The sequence below is a fragment of the Pseudomonas sp. genome (assembly GCF_049590575.1).
Taxonomy (GTDB): domain Bacteria; phylum Pseudomonadota; class Gammaproteobacteria; order Pseudomonadales; family Pseudomonadaceae; genus Aquipseudomonas.
This window is the reverse complement of sequence record NZ_JBAWDE010000256.1, coordinates 1-15,491: the sequence shown is the minus strand read 5'-3', so window position 1 is coordinate 15,491 and position 15,491 is coordinate 1. Positions and strand designations below refer to the sequence as shown.

12 protein-coding genes and 1 pseudogene are annotated in these 15,491 nt (G+C 61.6%); 6 read left to right on the top strand and 7 right to left on the bottom strand.

Going from position 1 to position 15,491, the window contains the following annotated elements; translation table 11 throughout:
• Positions 1-240 precede the first annotated feature (240 nt).
• Both lepB and WBR57_RS17830 read left to right on the top strand, forming a co-directional pair.
• Positions 241-520, top strand: a pseudogene (gene lepB, locus WBR57_RS17835) (signal peptidase I); the annotation flags it as partial.
• 200 nt (positions 521-720) lie between these two features.
• Entirely contained in the window at positions 721-4,536 is a 3,816-nt protein-coding gene (locus WBR57_RS17830; RefSeq protein ID WP_424085151.1) for a hypothetical protein, read from the top strand.
• Between the two features lie 20 nt (positions 4,537-4,556).
• Here the strand turns inward: WBR57_RS17830 and WBR57_RS17825 are convergent, their stop codons facing one another.
• The 7 genes from WBR57_RS17825 to WBR57_RS17795 form a co-directional block, all read right to left on the bottom strand.
• Complete coding sequence (locus WBR57_RS17825) at positions 4,557-4,919, bottom strand: Na+/H+ antiporter subunit G (protein ID WP_424085149.1); 363 nt, start codon at positions 4,917-4,919, stop codon at positions 4,557-4,559.
• Positions 4,916-5,194: a K+/H+ antiporter subunit F gene (locus WBR57_RS17820; protein ID WP_003211751.1), complete on the bottom strand. Its 279-nt coding sequence runs from the start codon at positions 5,192-5,194 to the stop codon at positions 4,916-4,918. Before WBR57_RS17820 ends, WBR57_RS17825 begins: the two co-directional genes overlap by 4 nt.
• The gene (locus tag WBR57_RS17815; RefSeq protein ID WP_424085147.1) at positions 5,191-5,679 is read right to left on the bottom strand and encodes a Na+/H+ antiporter subunit E; all 489 of its coding nucleotides are present in this window, start codon (positions 5,677-5,679) and stop codon (positions 5,191-5,193) included. The genes WBR57_RS17820 and WBR57_RS17815 overlap by 4 nt, the downstream gene beginning before the upstream one ends.
• Positions 5,676-7,358 (bottom strand): monovalent cation/H+ antiporter subunit D, encoded by a 1,683-nt coding sequence (locus WBR57_RS17810; protein WP_424085145.1) that lies wholly within the window; start codon positions 7,356-7,358, stop codon positions 5,676-5,678. Before WBR57_RS17810 ends, WBR57_RS17815 begins: the two co-directional genes overlap by 4 nt.
• Positions 7,355-7,699: a Na+/H+ antiporter subunit C gene (locus WBR57_RS17805; RefSeq protein WP_003192163.1), complete on the bottom strand. Its 345-nt coding sequence runs from the start codon at positions 7,697-7,699 to the stop codon at positions 7,355-7,357. The genes WBR57_RS17810 and WBR57_RS17805 overlap by 4 nt, the downstream gene beginning before the upstream one ends.
• Complete coding sequence (locus tag WBR57_RS17800) at positions 7,699-10,620, bottom strand: monovalent cation/H+ antiporter subunit A (protein ID WP_424085144.1); 2,922 nt, start codon at positions 10,618-10,620, stop codon at positions 7,699-7,701. The genes WBR57_RS17805 and WBR57_RS17800 overlap by 1 nt, the downstream gene beginning before the upstream one ends.
• A gap of 124 nt (positions 10,621-10,744) precedes the next feature.
• Positions 10,745-11,674, bottom strand: coding sequence for a DMT family transporter (locus WBR57_RS17795; RefSeq protein ID WP_424085142.1), 930 nt, complete (start codon positions 11,672-11,674; stop codon positions 10,745-10,747).
• Between the two features lie 92 nt (positions 11,675-11,766).
• Here WBR57_RS17795 and WBR57_RS17790 point away from each other — a divergent pair, with 92 nt between their 5' ends.
• The 4 genes from WBR57_RS17790 to WBR57_RS17775 all read left to right on the top strand — a co-directional run bounded on the left by WBR57_RS17790 (position 11,767) and on the right by WBR57_RS17775 (position 15,434).
• Entirely contained in the window at positions 11,767-12,330 is a 564-nt protein-coding gene (locus tag WBR57_RS17790; RefSeq protein WP_424085140.1) for a helix-turn-helix domain-containing protein, read from the top strand.
• Between the two features lie 154 nt (positions 12,331-12,484).
• Positions 12,485-13,681 carry an SfnB family sulfur acquisition oxidoreductase gene (locus WBR57_RS17785; protein ID WP_424085138.1) on the top strand — a complete coding sequence of 399 codons (1,197 nt, stop codon included), beginning with the start codon at positions 12,485-12,487 and terminating at the stop codon, positions 13,679-13,681.
• Positions 13,682-13,692: 11 nt separating this feature from the next.
• A complete protein-coding gene (locus WBR57_RS17780; protein ID WP_424085136.1) occupies positions 13,693-14,019 on the top strand; it encodes an acyl-CoA dehydrogenase in 327 nt (108 codons plus the stop codon).
• Positions 14,019-15,434, top strand: a complete 1,416-nt coding sequence (locus tag WBR57_RS17775; protein WP_424085134.1) for an LLM class flavin-dependent oxidoreductase — start codon at positions 14,019-14,021, stop codon at positions 15,432-15,434. Before WBR57_RS17780 ends, WBR57_RS17775 begins: the two co-directional genes overlap by 1 nt.
• Positions 15,435-15,491 lie beyond the last annotated feature (57 nt).

Sequence of the window (15,491 nt, the reverse complement as noted above, 5' to 3'; positions counted from 1 at the left end):
TTTTGTCGTGTGAGTGGGATGTAGGATTATTCGGTTTTGTGCGAGAAGAAAAACGCCCCGTTATGTCGGGGCGTTTTGCTATGGTTGTGCGAGCGAAGGTAATGACGGCGTTCGTCGTCTACTATTTTTCAATTCCCGCGCAATGCTCATTCAGTGCTTTATTCCCTTGAAGCTGGATAGCTTCCACCATTCCAGTGCATCGACCTTGGCGATGAAGCGTTCATAGGTCACGCCGTTCAACTCGGCATTTCGGGTGACACCCTGGAAATGAAAGACGAGGTGTTGTGGGTCAACAACGTGTTCGCGACCCACACTGATGCGCAGTTTCGCGCCGTCGGGGGGGCCGGCCGACAGCTATTTCATGCTGAAAGACAACCGCGATAACAGCGATGACTCACGCCACATCGGCGCTGTGCCACGCCGGCTGTTGATCGGGCGTGCGCACCATGTGCTGGCGTCGGCAGAGATTCTGGACCATTGGATGCCACGTCTGCGCAGGTTAGGCGCGCCGCTCTTTTAGCCGGATGCCGCCAGCTGCGCGTTTGTGCAGTCGGCCGAAGATATTGCTCGGCGCCCCATCGGAAAGTGCGCGGGCCTGGGATTTTTCATGCGCATGTTCGGACTTTTCCTGTCGCTGGCAGACGACTTTTTTCATAGCTTCACGGCAACAGTTCTTAGGACGAGGACACTTTCATAGGTCTCTGTCACAGAGGGCTGAATATGCCGTTTTCCATTGCCAACCCCACTGGGTATCTGCCTGCTGCAGATCATCCGCCCGTTATTTCCGCTCCCTCCCGACCATCTCCCGAGTCTGCCAGCCAACGCGCGCCCGCGCATGCGGCTGATCATGCAATGCCGCGAAAAGCAGCACCCGACGCCCCGATGTTGCGGGGGCAACCCTGGGGTTTAACGCAATATTCGCTGACGCGCGATGATCAGATTGAGGGCGCGGCGCAGCGCAAGAGGCGTTCACCTGGGGACGTAGCCGCCACTGCGCCACGCAATACGCTGGGCCATCTGGGCGCGCCGACGTCGCATTCCAATGAAGCAGATAAAACCCTGCTGGCACAACTGATCCCAACAATGGGCGATGTGGCCGATTCATCGGTGAGCGTGCCCGCACGGTCGCTGATTGCGCAGCCGTTCGAGATCTACAAGCAGGTGGTCAACCAACCCGAGGTGCTGGCGTGGCTGAGGGACAAGGGCTTTTCACTGGACTCGGTCACTATTGGCGCCAACGGCGTTTCGGGTCTCGTTACGCGTAACGGTGTGGTCTCTCATCAGACTTACACCCTGCAAGATACCTCCGGCTGGTGGCAAGTCTCAGGGCGCGTGATGCGTGCGCTTGAGGCACTGGACCCTGGGCATCATGGTGTGCCGTATGTGGCGCTGAACAGCCAACAAGTTTCTCGCAATGTAGCCAGTCACTTTTATGCTGTGCGCCCACCTTATACCGATGCGGAAGCGAGTGCGCTGGTGACTAATCTGAAGGCAGGTTGGCCTTCACTTTCTGTACAAGAAATACGTGAGCGTGAACTCCGGCTTGAATGGTCCAAGCGCGGCATCAATGAACTGGATGACCGGGAAAATCTGGCAGATGCTTTGGAGCGTGCGGCCCAGGGCGTTGCTGATAATTCGCCAGTAGCATTATCAAATACCGAGTTTGAGGTCTCTCGAAGCAATCCGTTGAAAAACGATGATGAGGCTCGCAGTCGCTTGAATCGTCTGGTCGCTCGCCGCGAGGTGCGTTGGTCGATACAGGACTTGGGTAACACGCTGCCGGACCAGCCGGTACGCATCAGCGAAGGTCACCTGCAAGTGTTGCAGCCGGTATCCAATCAGTGGTTGAACGTCCCCGTCAGCGACAGCTGGAGCCAGGAGTTGAAGGACGAATTGGCGGCGGTGATCGCACTGAGCGCGAATTTCGGCAATGTGTTGTATTCAGATGAGCGTCATGATCTGCGGCAAGTCGCGCAGTCGATGAACCTGGGTTCGGTTGACACGGCAGCTCAGGCTCGCGCCGCTGCCGGTTGGCTGCGCACCTACTTTGCGCCGCCGGCATCAGGTGGTAATTACGCGACGTTGCTGCCTCAGGAGTGGGCCCCGGGAACCCTGTCGGTCAGTGACAAGCGCACGTTGGCGGGCCTGGCGACAAATCAAAGGTATGGCGCCAATGCGGTTGGCTATGTGTTGGGGCCCCAGATTGTCGCGCAGGTCGAGCCGCAGCAGACCGCCGCCAAGGCAGACCAGATATGGGACCAGATCCTCAAGACCCCGCAGGCGCTTGAATGGGGGCGTGAACTGGCCCGGGCATTGAATTGGTACGAAGGGGACAGCAGCAATGGCATCGATAGCGCAACCCTGCAAAGCCTGGTGACCTCCACCATTATGCTCAGTGTCGACCCTGTGGTGCCCTCCGTCCCGGGAACCGCGGCGGGTTATCAATTCTACGCGCCGGCCAATATGGGGCGTGAGATGGGGGCGGTGCGCAAGGACTTCGAAAAGTATCTGGTAGACAAGAAGGGCGTGACTTTGCGCGCCGCGCCGCTGGTAGCCCACCTGTTTCTGGCACACGCGGCCCCGGAATTCCTGATTAAGGCAGATCAGCAGTCCTCGAGTATTCCCGAACAGTTGCGCCAGGCACCGGACAAAATACGCATCGGAAGCCCGGCGTGGATGACCCTCAGTCTGGGTACGGCATTGGCGGAAGTATGGGGTGGGGCCGGGGCCAGCCGAGGGATGAACCTCAATGAGCTAGGCGCATTGACCTCTCGGGATGCTGTTCAGCCGCAACAACAAGTCCTGGCCATGGGGCTGGGGGCGAAGGTGGTGCTGCAGGTGGGGGTGATGACAGGGACTGTGCCTTTACGCGAGGACGGGAAATACACTGAAAACGATTATCAAGCGGCGTCTGACGCAATCGCGCAGCGTTCAGCGCAAATCGAGAAAACCCTCGAAACCCTGGGCACAACGCCGCCCACTCGCACCAGCTTGGCAATCAGAGCGCTCAGAGAAAAATTCCCTGAATTGACGGAGAGCGAATTAACCTCCATCACGCTGAAAAAACCTGCGACCCAGTTGAGCCGGTTAGGGACAGGCGTCAATCCGAAAAAGCCCACCTTGGTGGAAGCTTATGCGACGGGCGATTTGCATGAAGGTAAGTTCAGCTTCAGCCATCCGCGTATCACTCAAACTGAATTTGAAAGTCGGATAAAGTCACTGCCGAAAATTGCCGATAAAGTCACCGGCGCAGTTGATCAGTATTTGGCTGACACCAAGGCCCAGATGCCCGGCCTGATGAAAATGAGCCTTGCGAACTTACCGCTGGAAGATCGCCAGGCGCTTGAATGGGGCAAGGTCGATATCTTCAGGCTGCGCCAGGAAACCGGAGAGACGCAGCCGCAGGATGCAGCCAAAGGTAATCAGGTCGCGAGAAACCGCGGTTGGCATGGGGTGCTGTTGCGCAGCGAGTACCAGGGTAAAACCCGCTATTACGAATTTTTCCCGACATCCGGCACAATCACCAACCGCACGGCGGACTTGGCGGGAAAAAAACTGAAACTGGATGGCGTGATTGAAAGCAAGCGCGAGTACTTCACCAGGAAGCCATCGCAGTTAAATCGTTACCTGCGCGGGACTGTTCAGCCGTTTGACTTCAATGCTTACCTCACCGGGGACGCCCCGCGTCCCGGCGCCTCGTCGAAAGTCATCATTTCGAAGGTGGGGAGTTCGCTGGCAGGCGCTTCCGCCAAGGGGCAGGGTGACGACGCCGGTGCCTGGGTACCCGATACCTTTGGCTCCGCCAAGAGCCAGGCGATTATCGCCGCGATACTCCAGGGCAACTACATCGGGAACTACAGCGGGCATCGCCAAGAACTTATTGACCATGCGAATGCCGTGCTGCCCAGCGAAGACACCATTAAAGGCTACGTTGATCGCTTGACGAGCAATGAAAACGGCCGGGCGATGGTGTCGATGATTTCATTTGTCGGACCTCTGGTCGACATCTTTGAAGGCAATGTCAGAGAGGGGTTGAAGGGCCTGGCTATTGACACGGCATCGTTTATCGGCACTGGCGGGATACAAGCTACGCACAAGGCGTGGAAAACGGTCAAATTCGCATCGCGCCTGAACCGGCAGGCATTTCGTACCTCCTTTCTGAAGGAGGGCACGGCATTGCTTCGTGGGGTGCTGAACCCGGTCGAGGGGTTTGTCGATCTAGTGCGTCAGCCCGGTAACTTCGCCAATTTTCTGCAACGCAAATACAAGGGGTTACCCGTAAAGGTTGGAATGGGGATTTTCGTACCGGCTGATATTTACGAAAAGATGCGTTTTACCAAAGATGCTGCGCCCACGGTCTCCCAGATGCTCAAGAATGCCAGTGCCAGTGCCCCTGCCGCGCCTTCGGTCGCGGGCGCGGTTGATCAAGTGCGAGTAGAGGCAGTCAGCAAGGAGAACAATTGGTACGCGGTTGATCAGCGCACCGGCACGCCATTCGGGCCGCCCCTGCAGGGTTTTGTCCCGGCAACCGCTTGATAGGCCGATGGATGCAGTCGCTAGGCGGATTCAGTTGAGTTATCAGCCCGGCGACTGCTCACCTCGGCCGGCACATCATCCCCCGCCATGCGCTTGCGAAACAGCGCGGTCCTGGCCAGCAGCAACGTGGTCACCGGCACGGTGATCGACAGCAGAATCGGGATCAACCAGCCGTGCAGCACCGGCCCGGACTTGAGTACCGAAAAGTAGATGATCGACGCCAACGCCACGCACCACGCGCCCAGCGTCGAGGCCAATGCCGGTGGGTGCATGCGCTGGAAGAAATCTTTCATGCGCAGCAGGCCGATCGCGCCGATCAACGCAAATACGCTGCTGAGTACCAGCAGCACGGCGACCACAATTTCCATCCATAACGGCATCATTCGATCACCTCGCCACGCAGCAGGAATTTCGCCAGGGCAAACGAGCCCACGAAGCCAAACAGCGCAATCAGCAGCGCCGCTTCAAAGTAGGTGTCACTGGCATAACGAATGCCCAGCACCAGCATCATCAGCATCGCCAGGATGTACAGGTAGTCCAGCGCCAGGACCCGGTCCTGGGCCGAGGGACCTTTGAACAGGCGCACCAGGGTCAGCACCATGGCCAGGGAAAACAGGAACAGGCTGAACAGGATCGCATTGGAGAGCAGGGCACTCATTCGAAGATCTCCATCAGGGGCCGTTCGTAGGTGGTCTTGAAATGCTCGATAAACGGCGCCTCATCCTCCAGGTCGAACACGTGCAGCAGCAGAATGCTGCGGTCCAGCGCCAGTTCCGACCAGATGGTGCCGGGGACCACCGTGGTGATCATCGACAGCGCCGCCAGGCCGTTGGCATCGCGCAGGTCCAGAGGGATTTTGACAAAGCGCGAACGCGGTGGACGGGAGCCGCACACCAGTACACCCCAGGCGACTTGCAGGTTGGACACAATGACGTCGCGGCCCACTAGGAAAAACAGGCGGATGATCACGCCGGGTCGGCGGATACGGATCGGCAAAGGTCGCAACGGCGCCATCAGCAGCGGCGCGAGAAAGCCCAGCAGCGCGCCCAACAGCAGGTTGCCGGGGCTGACCGACAGGTTCAACACCAGCCACAACAGCCACAGCGCCAGGGACAACCACGGAGCAGGGAACAGGCGTTTCATGGTTGCACCTCGAGCGCTGCGGCCTTGGCTTCAGGGCTTGGAATCGGGCGCGTGGCCATCACCGCCATCACGTAGCGTTCCGGGTTGTTCAGGGCTTCGGCGGTGGCCTGGGTGTAGCGCATCAGCGGTTCGGCCTTGAAGGTCAGCGCGATGCTCAGGCCCAGCAGAAAGAAAATCGGCACGCACTCGTAGCGGCGCAGCAGTGGCGACGGGCGCTCTTCCGGGGTCCAGAAACGCTGGATGCCAAGACGGGCGAAGGCGATCAGCGAGGCCAGGCCGGACAGGATCAGCAGCGCCACCAGGCCCCAGGCAGCAGGGCGGATCGGCTCGTCCACCGCATTACCCAGGCCCAGCGGGTTGACCAACGCACTCAACAGGCTGAGCTTGCCGATAAACCCGGATAACGGCGGCATGCCGATAATCAGCAGCGCACAGGCGACAAAGCTCAAGCCCAGGAACGCCATGGTCCACGGGATCACTTGGCCGACCACGGCCTTCTGCTCGTCATCCAGGTTGACCCCGGGGCGCGGGTGCAGCGACTCCATGGCCTTGGGCAGCGCATCGATTTCTTCATCCAGCGGCAGGTCATTGGCCGAGCGCGAACGCTCGATCAATTCCGCCAGCAGGAACAGCGCGCTCAACGCCAGCGTGGAGCTGACCAAGTAGAACAACGCCCCGGCCGTCAGGCTTGGCTGGGCAAAGCCCACGGCTGACAGCAGGATCCCGGCCGAGACCAGGATGCTCAAACTGGCCATGCGCTCCAGGCGCTGCGCCGCCATCATCGCCAGCGCGGCGCAGATGATCGTCGCCATGCCGCCGTACACCAGCCAGTCGCCGCCAAACAGCGCTGAGGCGCCGGCCTGGCCGGAGAACAGCAGGGTCCACAGGCGCAGCACGGTGTAGACGCCGACCTTGGTCATGATCGCGAACATCGCCGCCACCGGCGCACTGGCCGAGGAGTAGGCGGGCGCCAGCCAGAAGTTCAGCGGCCACATCCCGGCCTTGGCCAGGAACGCCGTGGCGAGGATTGCCGCACCGGCGTGCAGCAGGCCGCGATCGGCCTCCGGCACCAGCGGGATTTTAAGCGCCAGGTCGGCGAAATTCAGCGTGCCGGTCACGCCGTAGATCATCGCCGCGCCGATCAGGAACAGCGACGAGGCCAACAGGTTGATCGCGATGTAATGCAGCCCCGACGACACCCGCGCGCGCCCGGAACCGTGCAGCATCAGGCCGTAGGACGCCGCCAGCAGCACCTCGAAGAACACGAACAGGTTGAACAGGTCGGCCGTCAGGAACGCGCCATACAGGCCCATCATCTGCACCTGGAACAACGCGTGGAAACTGGTGCCTGCACGGTCCCAGCGGGCCATGGCGAACAGCAGCGCGCTGACGCCGATGATCCCGGTCAGCACCAGCATCAATGCCGAGAGTTGGTCGACCACCAGCACGATGCCGAACGGGACTTGCCAGTTGCCCGGCAGGTATACGCCGATCGAGTCCGGGCCACCTTTCTGCGTCAGGTACAGCAGCAGGATCGCGATGCCCAGGCCGACGATGCTGGAGAACAGATTGATTTTTGCCTTCAGCGGGCGGCGTTTTTCGCCGAGCATCAGCATCAGGGCGGCGGTCAGCAATGGCAGCAGGATCGGCGCGACGATCAGTTGATTCATCCACGTCATTCCTTGGGCTCCCGGCCGTCCACATGGTCAGTGCCGGTCAGGCCCCGGGAGGCGAGCAGCACCACCAGGAACAGCGCGGTCATGGCAAAGCTGATCACAATGGCCGTCAGCACCAGGGCTTGTGGCAGCGGGTCGGTGTAATTGAGCAGGTCTTGCGGCACGCCGTCCTTGATGATCGGCTCCTTGCCGATAAACAGGCTGCCCATGCTGAAAATGAACAGGTTGACCCCGTACGACAGCAGGCACAGGCCCATCACCACCTGGAAGGTCCGTGGCCGCAGGATCAACCAGACGCCCGAAGCCGCGAGGACCCCAATGGCGATTGCGATGACTTCTTCCATCAGGCGGCTCCTTCCGTTGCGGCAACCACTTTGGCCTGGTTGCTCGGTTTATGGGCCCGCACGGATTGGTGACCGAGTGCGGTGAGCATCAGCAGCGTCGAGCCGACGACCATGGCGTACACGCCGACGTCGAAGAACAGCGCACTGGCGACGTGGATGTCGCCCAGCAGCGGCAGGCTTAAATGCCAGGTGTGGGTGGTCAGGAACGGGTAACCGGCAAACAACGCGCCGAGCCCGGTGAGGGTCGCCGAGAACAGCCCGAAGCCCATCCAGCGCATCGGCCGCAGACTCATCTGCGCCTCGACCCACTGGGTGCCGGCCACCATGTATTGCAGAATAAACGCTACCGACATCACAAGACCTGCGACAAAGCCGCCGCCCGGTTGGTTGTGGCCGCGCATGAACAGGTAGAACGACACCACCAGCGCAATCGGCAGCAGCAGGCGCACCAGCACCGCCGGCACCATCATAAAGCCCAGGGCGGTGTCGCTGGCCTGGCGCGGGTTGACCAGGTCGGTGGACACGTCCGGCGCCAACTGGCGCTGTTGCGCGGGCAGTTGCATGCTTTCCTTGGACGGACGGAAGCGCCGCAGCAGGGCATACACCGTCAGCGCCACGGCGCCGAGTACGGTGATTTCACCCAGGGTGTCGAAGCCACGGAAATCCACCAGCATCACGTTCACCACATTGCTGCCGCCGCCTTCAGGCAGCGCGCGGCTGAGGTAGAACGAGGAGATATCGTTGGGCGTCTGGCGCGTCAGCATCGCATAGGACAGCAGCGCCATGCCGCCGCCCACCACGGTCGAGAGCAGGAAGTCACGCAGTCGACGAATGCGCGCCTTGCGCAGCGAGCTGGGCAGTGGCGAGACCTCTTCGATCCGCCGCGGCAGCCAGCGCAGGCCCAGCAGGATCAACACGGTGGTGACCACCTCGACGACCAACTGCGTGAGCGCGAGGTCCGGCGCCGAGAACCAGACGAAGGTAATGCACGTCATCAGGCCGCACACGCTGACCATGGTCAGTGCCGCCAGCCGGTGATACTTGGCCTGCCAGGCGGCGCCCAGCGCGCAGGCAATCGCCAGCAACCACAGGGTGACAAACACGATGGAGCCCGGGATTTTCGGGCGGTCGCCCCAGCTGAGGCCACTGTTGAACATCGGGATCAACCCGGCAATTACCGCCGCCAGCACCAGCAGGAACAACTGGGTCTGCAGGCGCTTGGTGCTGATGCGTCTTTCGATTTTGCGCACACCGCGCATCATCACCACCAGGCTGCGCTCAAAGCCACGCTTGCCATTGAAGTAACTGATTACTGGCGGGTATTTGAAGCGGCCACGCTTGAGTTGCTTGCGCAGCAGCAGGTACAGCACCACGCCACCGGACATGGCCACCAGGCTCATGATCATCGGCGCGTTCCAACCGTGCCAGATCGCCAGGCTGTACTCGGGCAGTACGCCGCCGACCACCGGCAGCGCGGCGGCAGCGAGAATCGAGCCGACCACCTGGGCCGGGAAGATCCCCACCAACAGGCAGGTGAACACCAGCAATTCCACCGGCGCGCGCATCCAGCGCGGCGGTTCATGGGGCGTGTGTGGCAGGTTGGTGGCGGGCGGGCCGAAGAACACGTCCACGGTAAAACGCAGGGCGTAAGCCACGCTGAACGTACCGGCGATGGTCGCGATCAGCGGCAGGGCGAATTCCACCCAGGCGGTCGACGAGATAAACACGGTTTCGGCAAAAAACATCTCTTTGGACAGGAAGCCATTGAGCAGCGGCACCCCGGCCATCGACGCACTGGCGACCATCGCCAGGGTCGCGGTAAACGGGATCAGCTTGACCAGCCCGCTGAGCTTGCGGATATCGCGCGTGCCGCTTTCGTGGTCGATGATGCCCGCCGCCATGAACAGCGAGGCCTTGAACGTGGCGTGGTTGAGAATATGGAACACCGCGGCGACGGCGGCCAGCGGGCTGTTGAGGCCCAGCAGCAGGGTGATCAGCCCGAGGTGGCTGATGGTGGAATAGGCCAGCAGGCCCTTGAGGTCATTCTGGAACATGGCGCAGTAAGCGCCGAGGAGGAGGGTGATGGCGCCGGCACCGCCGACGATCCAGAACCATTCTTCGCTGCCGGACAGCGACGGCCACAGGCGGGCCAGCAGGAACACGCCGGCCTTCACCATCGTTGCCGAGTGCAGATAGGCAGAAACCGGCGTCGGTGCCGCCATCGCATGGGGCAGCCAGAAGTGGAACGGGAACTGCGCGCTTTTGCTCAGGGCGCCGATCAGCACCAGGGCCAGCATCACGGGGTACAGCGAATGCGCGCGGATCTGATCGCCCGCCGCCAGCACCTGGTCGAGGTCATAGCTGCCGACGATATGCCCCAGCAGCATCACCCCGGCCAGCAGGCACAAACCGCCCGCGCCGGTGACCATCAACGCCATATACGCGCCACGCCTGGCGTCGGCGCGGTGGTGCCAATAGCCGATCAGCAGGAACGAGAACAGGCTGGTCAGTTCCCAGAAGAACACGATCTGGATCAGGTTGCCGGAGATCACCAGGCCGAGCATGGCGCCCATAAACGCCAGGAAAAACGCAAAGAAACGCGGCACCGGATCGTCCGGCGACATGTAGTAACGCGCATACAGCGACACCAGCGTGCCGATGCCGAGCACCAGCATCGAGAACAACCAGGCAAACCCATCCATGCGCAGCACGAAGTTCAGCCCAAGGCTGGGCAACCACATGAATTCTTCGCGGATCACTCCACCGTGGGCGATCTGGGGGTAGAGCAGGGCGACTTGAATAGTGCCGACCAGGGCCACAAGGCCGGCCAGCAGGGATTCGGTGTTACGTGCATTGTGCGGCAGCAAGGCCGCCAGACAGCTGCCGATAAAAGGCAGAAGCAGTAGAACTATCAGGGACATAGGCTTCTAATCTGCGGGAGTTTGGGATGCATCATACGTGCCGCTTTCTCGATCACCAAACGGCAACATGTGGCAGGATCCTACAAGGTAGGCTGAAAACACCCGTTTGGCATTGTTTCGGACCTTAGCCCTGCTGCTCCTGTTCCCGCCCATCCTGCAATTCGATGGCCTTTTGCCCTTTGCTCTTCAATTCACTGACGATAACCGCCACCACAATCAATGCCGCGCCCAGCATGGCAATCGGCGGGAAGCGTTCCCCGGCGATTCGCCCGATCACGCCGGCCCATACCGGTTCACCGGCGTAGATCAAGGTCGCGCGGGTCGGCGAGACACTTTGCTGGGCCCAGTTCATCGCAACCTGGATCACCGCGCTGGTCAAGCCCAAGCCGATGGCACTGAACACCAGCAACCATGAGAACCCCGGCAGCGCTTCGCCCATCGGCACCACCATCAGGAACGACAGCAGCGACGCCGTGGCCAGTTGCACCACGGTCACCCGGCGCACATCCACCTGCCCGGCAAATGCGCTGATCAGGATGATCTCGGCCGCCACCGCGATGGCGCAGATCAGTGTGGCGATTTCACCGGGGCTGAAGTTAAACGACGCACCCGCCGGGCCGGTCAACAGCATCAAGCCGGTAAACGCGAGCATGATGCCCAGGCTCGGCATCAATCCCGGGCGGCGTCCCAGCACCACCCACTGCAACAGCGGCACACAGGGCACATATAAGGCGGTGATGAACGCCGACTGGCTGCTCGGAATGGTCTGCAAGCCAATGGTCTGCAAGCCGTAGCCGAACATGATCGAGACGCCGATAAACACCCCGGCCTTTAACTCCATAAAGGTCAGGTCACGCAAGGTGTGCAGGGTGAAAAAGCCCACGACGACTGCCGCCGCGGCAAAGCGCAGGCCCACGAAAAACATCGGCCCGCTGACGGTCATGGCATGCTGCACCAGCAAGAAGGTGCCGCCCCAGATCATGGTGATCACCACCAGAAGGCATTCGGCTTTACTGAAACGGTTGAAACGCGAAGAAGTGTTCGGGGCGGTCATGGCGGCTCGGTCTTGCAAGGGAAAGGCACGGACCGCACAATGCGCCGCACGCTGGGCAGTATACTGCGCACACCTACCGAATGAGCAATATAGTGCACAAAGAAAATCCACATCGAGCGTCAGTCCTGCAACACGTCAGCCAGAACGTCCGTCGTCTGCGGCATGCTGCCGACTTGAGCCAGACCGCACTATCGGAAAAATCCGGGGTCAGCCGGCGCATGCTGGTGGCCATCGAAGCGGGGGAGAAAAACGTCAGCCTGTCGACCCTCGACCGCGTGGCCGAAGCGCTCGACGTCGCCTTCAGCGACCTGATCCAGGCCCCGGATGCGCCCGACCACAGCCGCATCAACGAGCTGGCCTGGGCCGGTGAGATCCCCGGCAGCAAGGCCGTGCTGCTGGCCAAGGCGACTGCCCGCCGCGAAGTCGAGTTGTGGGAGATGCGCCTGGAACCCGGCGACCGCTACAGCCCCGAGCCCGACCCGGACGGCTGGAGCGTGCAGCTGTTTGTGTTCGAAGGCAGCCTGACGCTGATTTTGGAGGCCGGAGAAAAAACCGTCGCCGCCGGTGAGTTCTATATGTTCGGCAGCGGCCAGGCCCACGGCTATCGCAATGACGGCGAAGTGGCGGTGCGCTTCGTGCGCAACGTGGTGATCTAACTGTTTGCCCGGCAACAGTGGATAGACACTTTGCTGGTTTGAAACGCTTTCTACCGCCCTGTTTTATCAGCAAACCGTTGATTTTACGGACGATTAAATTCAGGCACGACTCCTGCAATCACCCAGGCATCCCATCGGAGCCTGGAGTCGGCCCATGTCAGCCCACCCTCAACACCCTGCCCATATCATCCGCTCGGATGCCGAAGCCATCGAGGTCGCGACCCGGTTGGCCGCACGCTTTGCCGTCGATGCCAGCGTGCGCGACCGCGAGCGACGCCTGCCGGTGGAAGAGCTTGATGCGTTTTCCGCCAGCGGCCTGTGGGGCATTACCATTCCCAAGGCCTACGGCGGCGCTGAGGTGTCCTATGTGACGGTGGCCGAGGTGATCAAACTGATCTCCGCCGCCGACCCGTCCTTGGGGCAGATCCCGCAGAACCATCTCGGCGTGGTCGACATCCTGCTGCAAACTGCCACTGAGGAACAAAAGCGCCACTACTTCGGCAAGGTGCTGGCCGGTTATCGTTTCGGCAACGCCTTCTCTGAAGCCAAAAGCAAAAACGCCGGCACCTTCGACACCCAGATCCGTTTCCATGGCGACAGCGCTCAGGTCAATGGTGAGAAGTTCTACTGCACCGGCGCACTGTTCGCGCATATCGTGCCCACCGTCGGCAACAACGAACATGGCCAGGCGTTTATCGCGTTTGTCGAGCGCGACGCGCCGGGCCTGACGGTGATCGACAGCTGGGACGGCTTCGGCCAGCGCACCACCGCCAGCGGCGGCGTGACCCTCGACGGCGTGACGGTGCCCCGTAGTGCGGTGATCCCGGCCCACCTGGCTTTCGACCAACCCACCGCGAATGGCCCGATCTCGCAGATCATCCAGGCCGCCGTCGACACCGGCATCGCCCTCGGCGCCCTGGAACAGGCGAAGATTTATGCGCGCCAGGCCCGGCCGTGGATCGACAGCCAGCAGGACCACGGCTGGCAAGACCCGTTCACCATCGCCGCCATCGGTGACCTGGAGTGGCGCGTGCACGGCACCGAAGCCATCCTCGCCAAAGCCGGCCTGGCGGTGGACCAGGCCCTCGCCGAGCCGAGCGAAGACAGCGTGGCCCGCGCCTCGCTGGTGGTCGCCCAGGCGAAAGTGCTGTCGGCCGAAACCGCCTTGCTTGCCAGCAGCAAACTCTTCGAACTGGCCGGTACCCGCTCGGTCACCGGCAAGCACAACCTCGACCGCTTCTGGCGCAACGCGCGCACCCACACCCTGCACGACCCGGCTCGCTGGAAATACCACCTGATCGGCAACTTCGTGCTCAACGGCGTGAAGCCTGCGCGCCACGCCTGGAACTGAGGAACCTGAACATGACCGCACTGAACCAGGCGCGCCAACTGCTGGAAAGCACGCGCCGCGCTGTTGAAAAAAGCGCTGACCCCTATGTGATCAGCCGCTTCGGCGATCTGCAGATCCGCGTCGACGTGGCGGCCGCCTTGTACGAGCGCGCCGAAACCCACCCAAGCCCGGTCGCCCTCACCGAGGCGCAGATTGCCGCCGCCGAAGCGCTGATCGCCGCGAGCAATGCCGAATTCGAACTCACCGGCCAACGCACCGCGCTGCCGTCGACCCTGGACGACCCACTGCGCGTGAAATACCAGATCGTGGGCAACTACCACCTCAACGGAGTGCTTTGATGGCCCGTGAAATCCGCTTGAATGCCTTCGACATGAACTGTGTCGGCCACCAATCCCCCGGCCTGTGGGCGCACCCGCGGGACCGTTCGTGGCAATACAAGGATCTCGAATACTGGACCGACCTGGCGAAGATCCTCGAGCGCGGCAAGTTCGACGGCCTGTTTATCGCCGACGTGCTGGGCATCTATGACGTGTACAACGGCAACGGTGAAGCGGCGATCCGCCAGGCCACACAGGTGCCGGTCAACGATCCGTTGTCGCTGATCGCGCCCATGGCGCTGGTCACCGAGCATTTGGGGTTTGGCCTCACGGCGTCGCTGTCGTTCGAGCATCCGTACCCGTTTGCCCGCCGGCTTTCGACCCTCGACCACCTGACCAAGGGGCGCATCGGCTGGAACATCGTCACCTCCTACCTGGAAAGCGGCGCGAAGAACCTCGGCCAGAAAGCCCAGACCGAACACGATGCGCGCTACGACTACGCCGAGGAATACCTGGAGGTTTGCTACAAACTCTGGGAAGGCAGTTGGGAGGAGGGCGCGGTGCTGCGTGATCGCGAGCGCCGGATCTTCAGCGACCCGAGCAAAATCCATGAGATCCGCCACGTCGGCAAGCACTTCCAAGTGCCGGGTATTCACCTCTGCGAGCCGTCGCCGCAACGCACGCCGGTGCTCTACCAGGCCGGCGCGTCCAGCCGTGGCAAGCAGTTCGCCGCCGAGCAGGCCGAGTGCGTGTTCGTCGCCGCGCCGTCCAAGGTGCTGCTGAAAAAGACCGTAGCCGACATCCGCCGCCGCGCTGCCGAGGCCGGGCGTGATCCGAAGAAAATCCTGATCTTCAACTTGCAGACGGTGATCGTCGGCGAGACCGATGCCAAGGCCAAAGCCAAGTTTGACGAGTACAAATCCTACGTCAGCTACGAGGGCGCAATGGCGCTGATCTCCGGCTGGACCGGCATCGACTTCAGCCAGTTCAAACCGGACGAGCCGCTCAAGCACGTGCACACCAACGCGATTCAATCGGCAGTGGAAGCCTTCTCCACGGCGGACCCGAACAAGGTCTGGACGCCGAACGAGCTGGCCGATTGGGTCGGCATCGGCGGCTTTGGCCCCCTGTTTGTCGGCAGCGCGGAAACCGTGGCCGACCTGCTGCAGGAATGGGTCGAAGACACCGATGTAGACGGCTTCAACCTGGCCTATGCGCTGACCCACGAGACCTTTATCGACGCCGTGGAATTGCTGGTGCCGGAGCTGCAGAAGCGCGGCGTGTACAAGACCGAATACGCCCAGGGCACCTTGCGCGAGAAGTTGTTTGGCGAGGGTGCGCGCTTGGGTGCCAATCACCCAGGCGCCGGCTACCGCGACCTCTCAAATGCACACAAACCCCCTGTGGGAGCGGGCTTGCTCGCGAATGCGGACTGACATCCAACAGTGATGTCGACTGAAACACCGTTTTCGCGAGCAAGCCCGCTCCCACAT

Excerpts from the sequence above, each read along its gene's own strand:
- WBR57_RS17810 (WP_424085145.1), bottom strand. The coding sequence starts at position 7,358 with ATGACGTGGATGAATCAACTGATCGTCGCGCCGATCCTGCTGCCATTG.
- WBR57_RS17805 (WP_003192163.1), bottom strand. The coding sequence starts at position 7,699 with ATGGAAGAAGTCATCGCAATCGCCATTGGGGTCCTCGCGGCTTCGGGC.
- WBR57_RS17825 (WP_424085149.1), bottom strand. The coding sequence starts at position 4,919 with ATGATGCCGTTATGGATGGAAATTGTGGTCGCCGTGCTGCTGGTACTC.
- WBR57_RS17780 (WP_424085136.1), top strand. The coding sequence starts at position 13,693 with ATGACCGCACTGAACCAGGCGCGCCAACTGCTGGAAAGCACGCGCCGC.
- WBR57_RS17815 (WP_424085147.1), bottom strand. The coding sequence starts at position 5,679 with ATGAAACGCCTGTTCCCTGCTCCGTGGTTGTCCCTGGCGCTGTGGCTG.
- WBR57_RS17785 (WP_424085138.1), top strand. The coding sequence starts at position 12,485 with ATGTCAGCCCACCCTCAACACCCTGCCCATATCATCCGCTCGGATGCC.
- WBR57_RS17775 (WP_424085134.1), top strand. The coding sequence starts at position 14,019 with ATGGCCCGTGAAATCCGCTTGAATGCCTTCGACATGAACTGTGTCGGC.
- WBR57_RS17800 (WP_424085144.1), bottom strand. The coding sequence starts at position 10,620 with ATGTCCCTGATAGTTCTACTGCTTCTGCCTTTTATCGGCAGCTGTCTG.
- WBR57_RS17820 (WP_003211751.1), bottom strand. The coding sequence starts at position 5,194 with ATGAGTGCCCTGCTCTCCAATGCGATCCTGTTCAGCCTGTTCCTGTTT.
- WBR57_RS17830 (WP_424085151.1), top strand. The coding sequence starts at position 721 with ATGCCGTTTTCCATTGCCAACCCCACTGGGTATCTGCCTGCTGCAGAT.
- WBR57_RS17795 (WP_424085142.1), bottom strand. The coding sequence starts at position 11,674 with ATGACCGCCCCGAACACTTCTTCGCGTTTCAACCGTTTCAGTAAAGCC.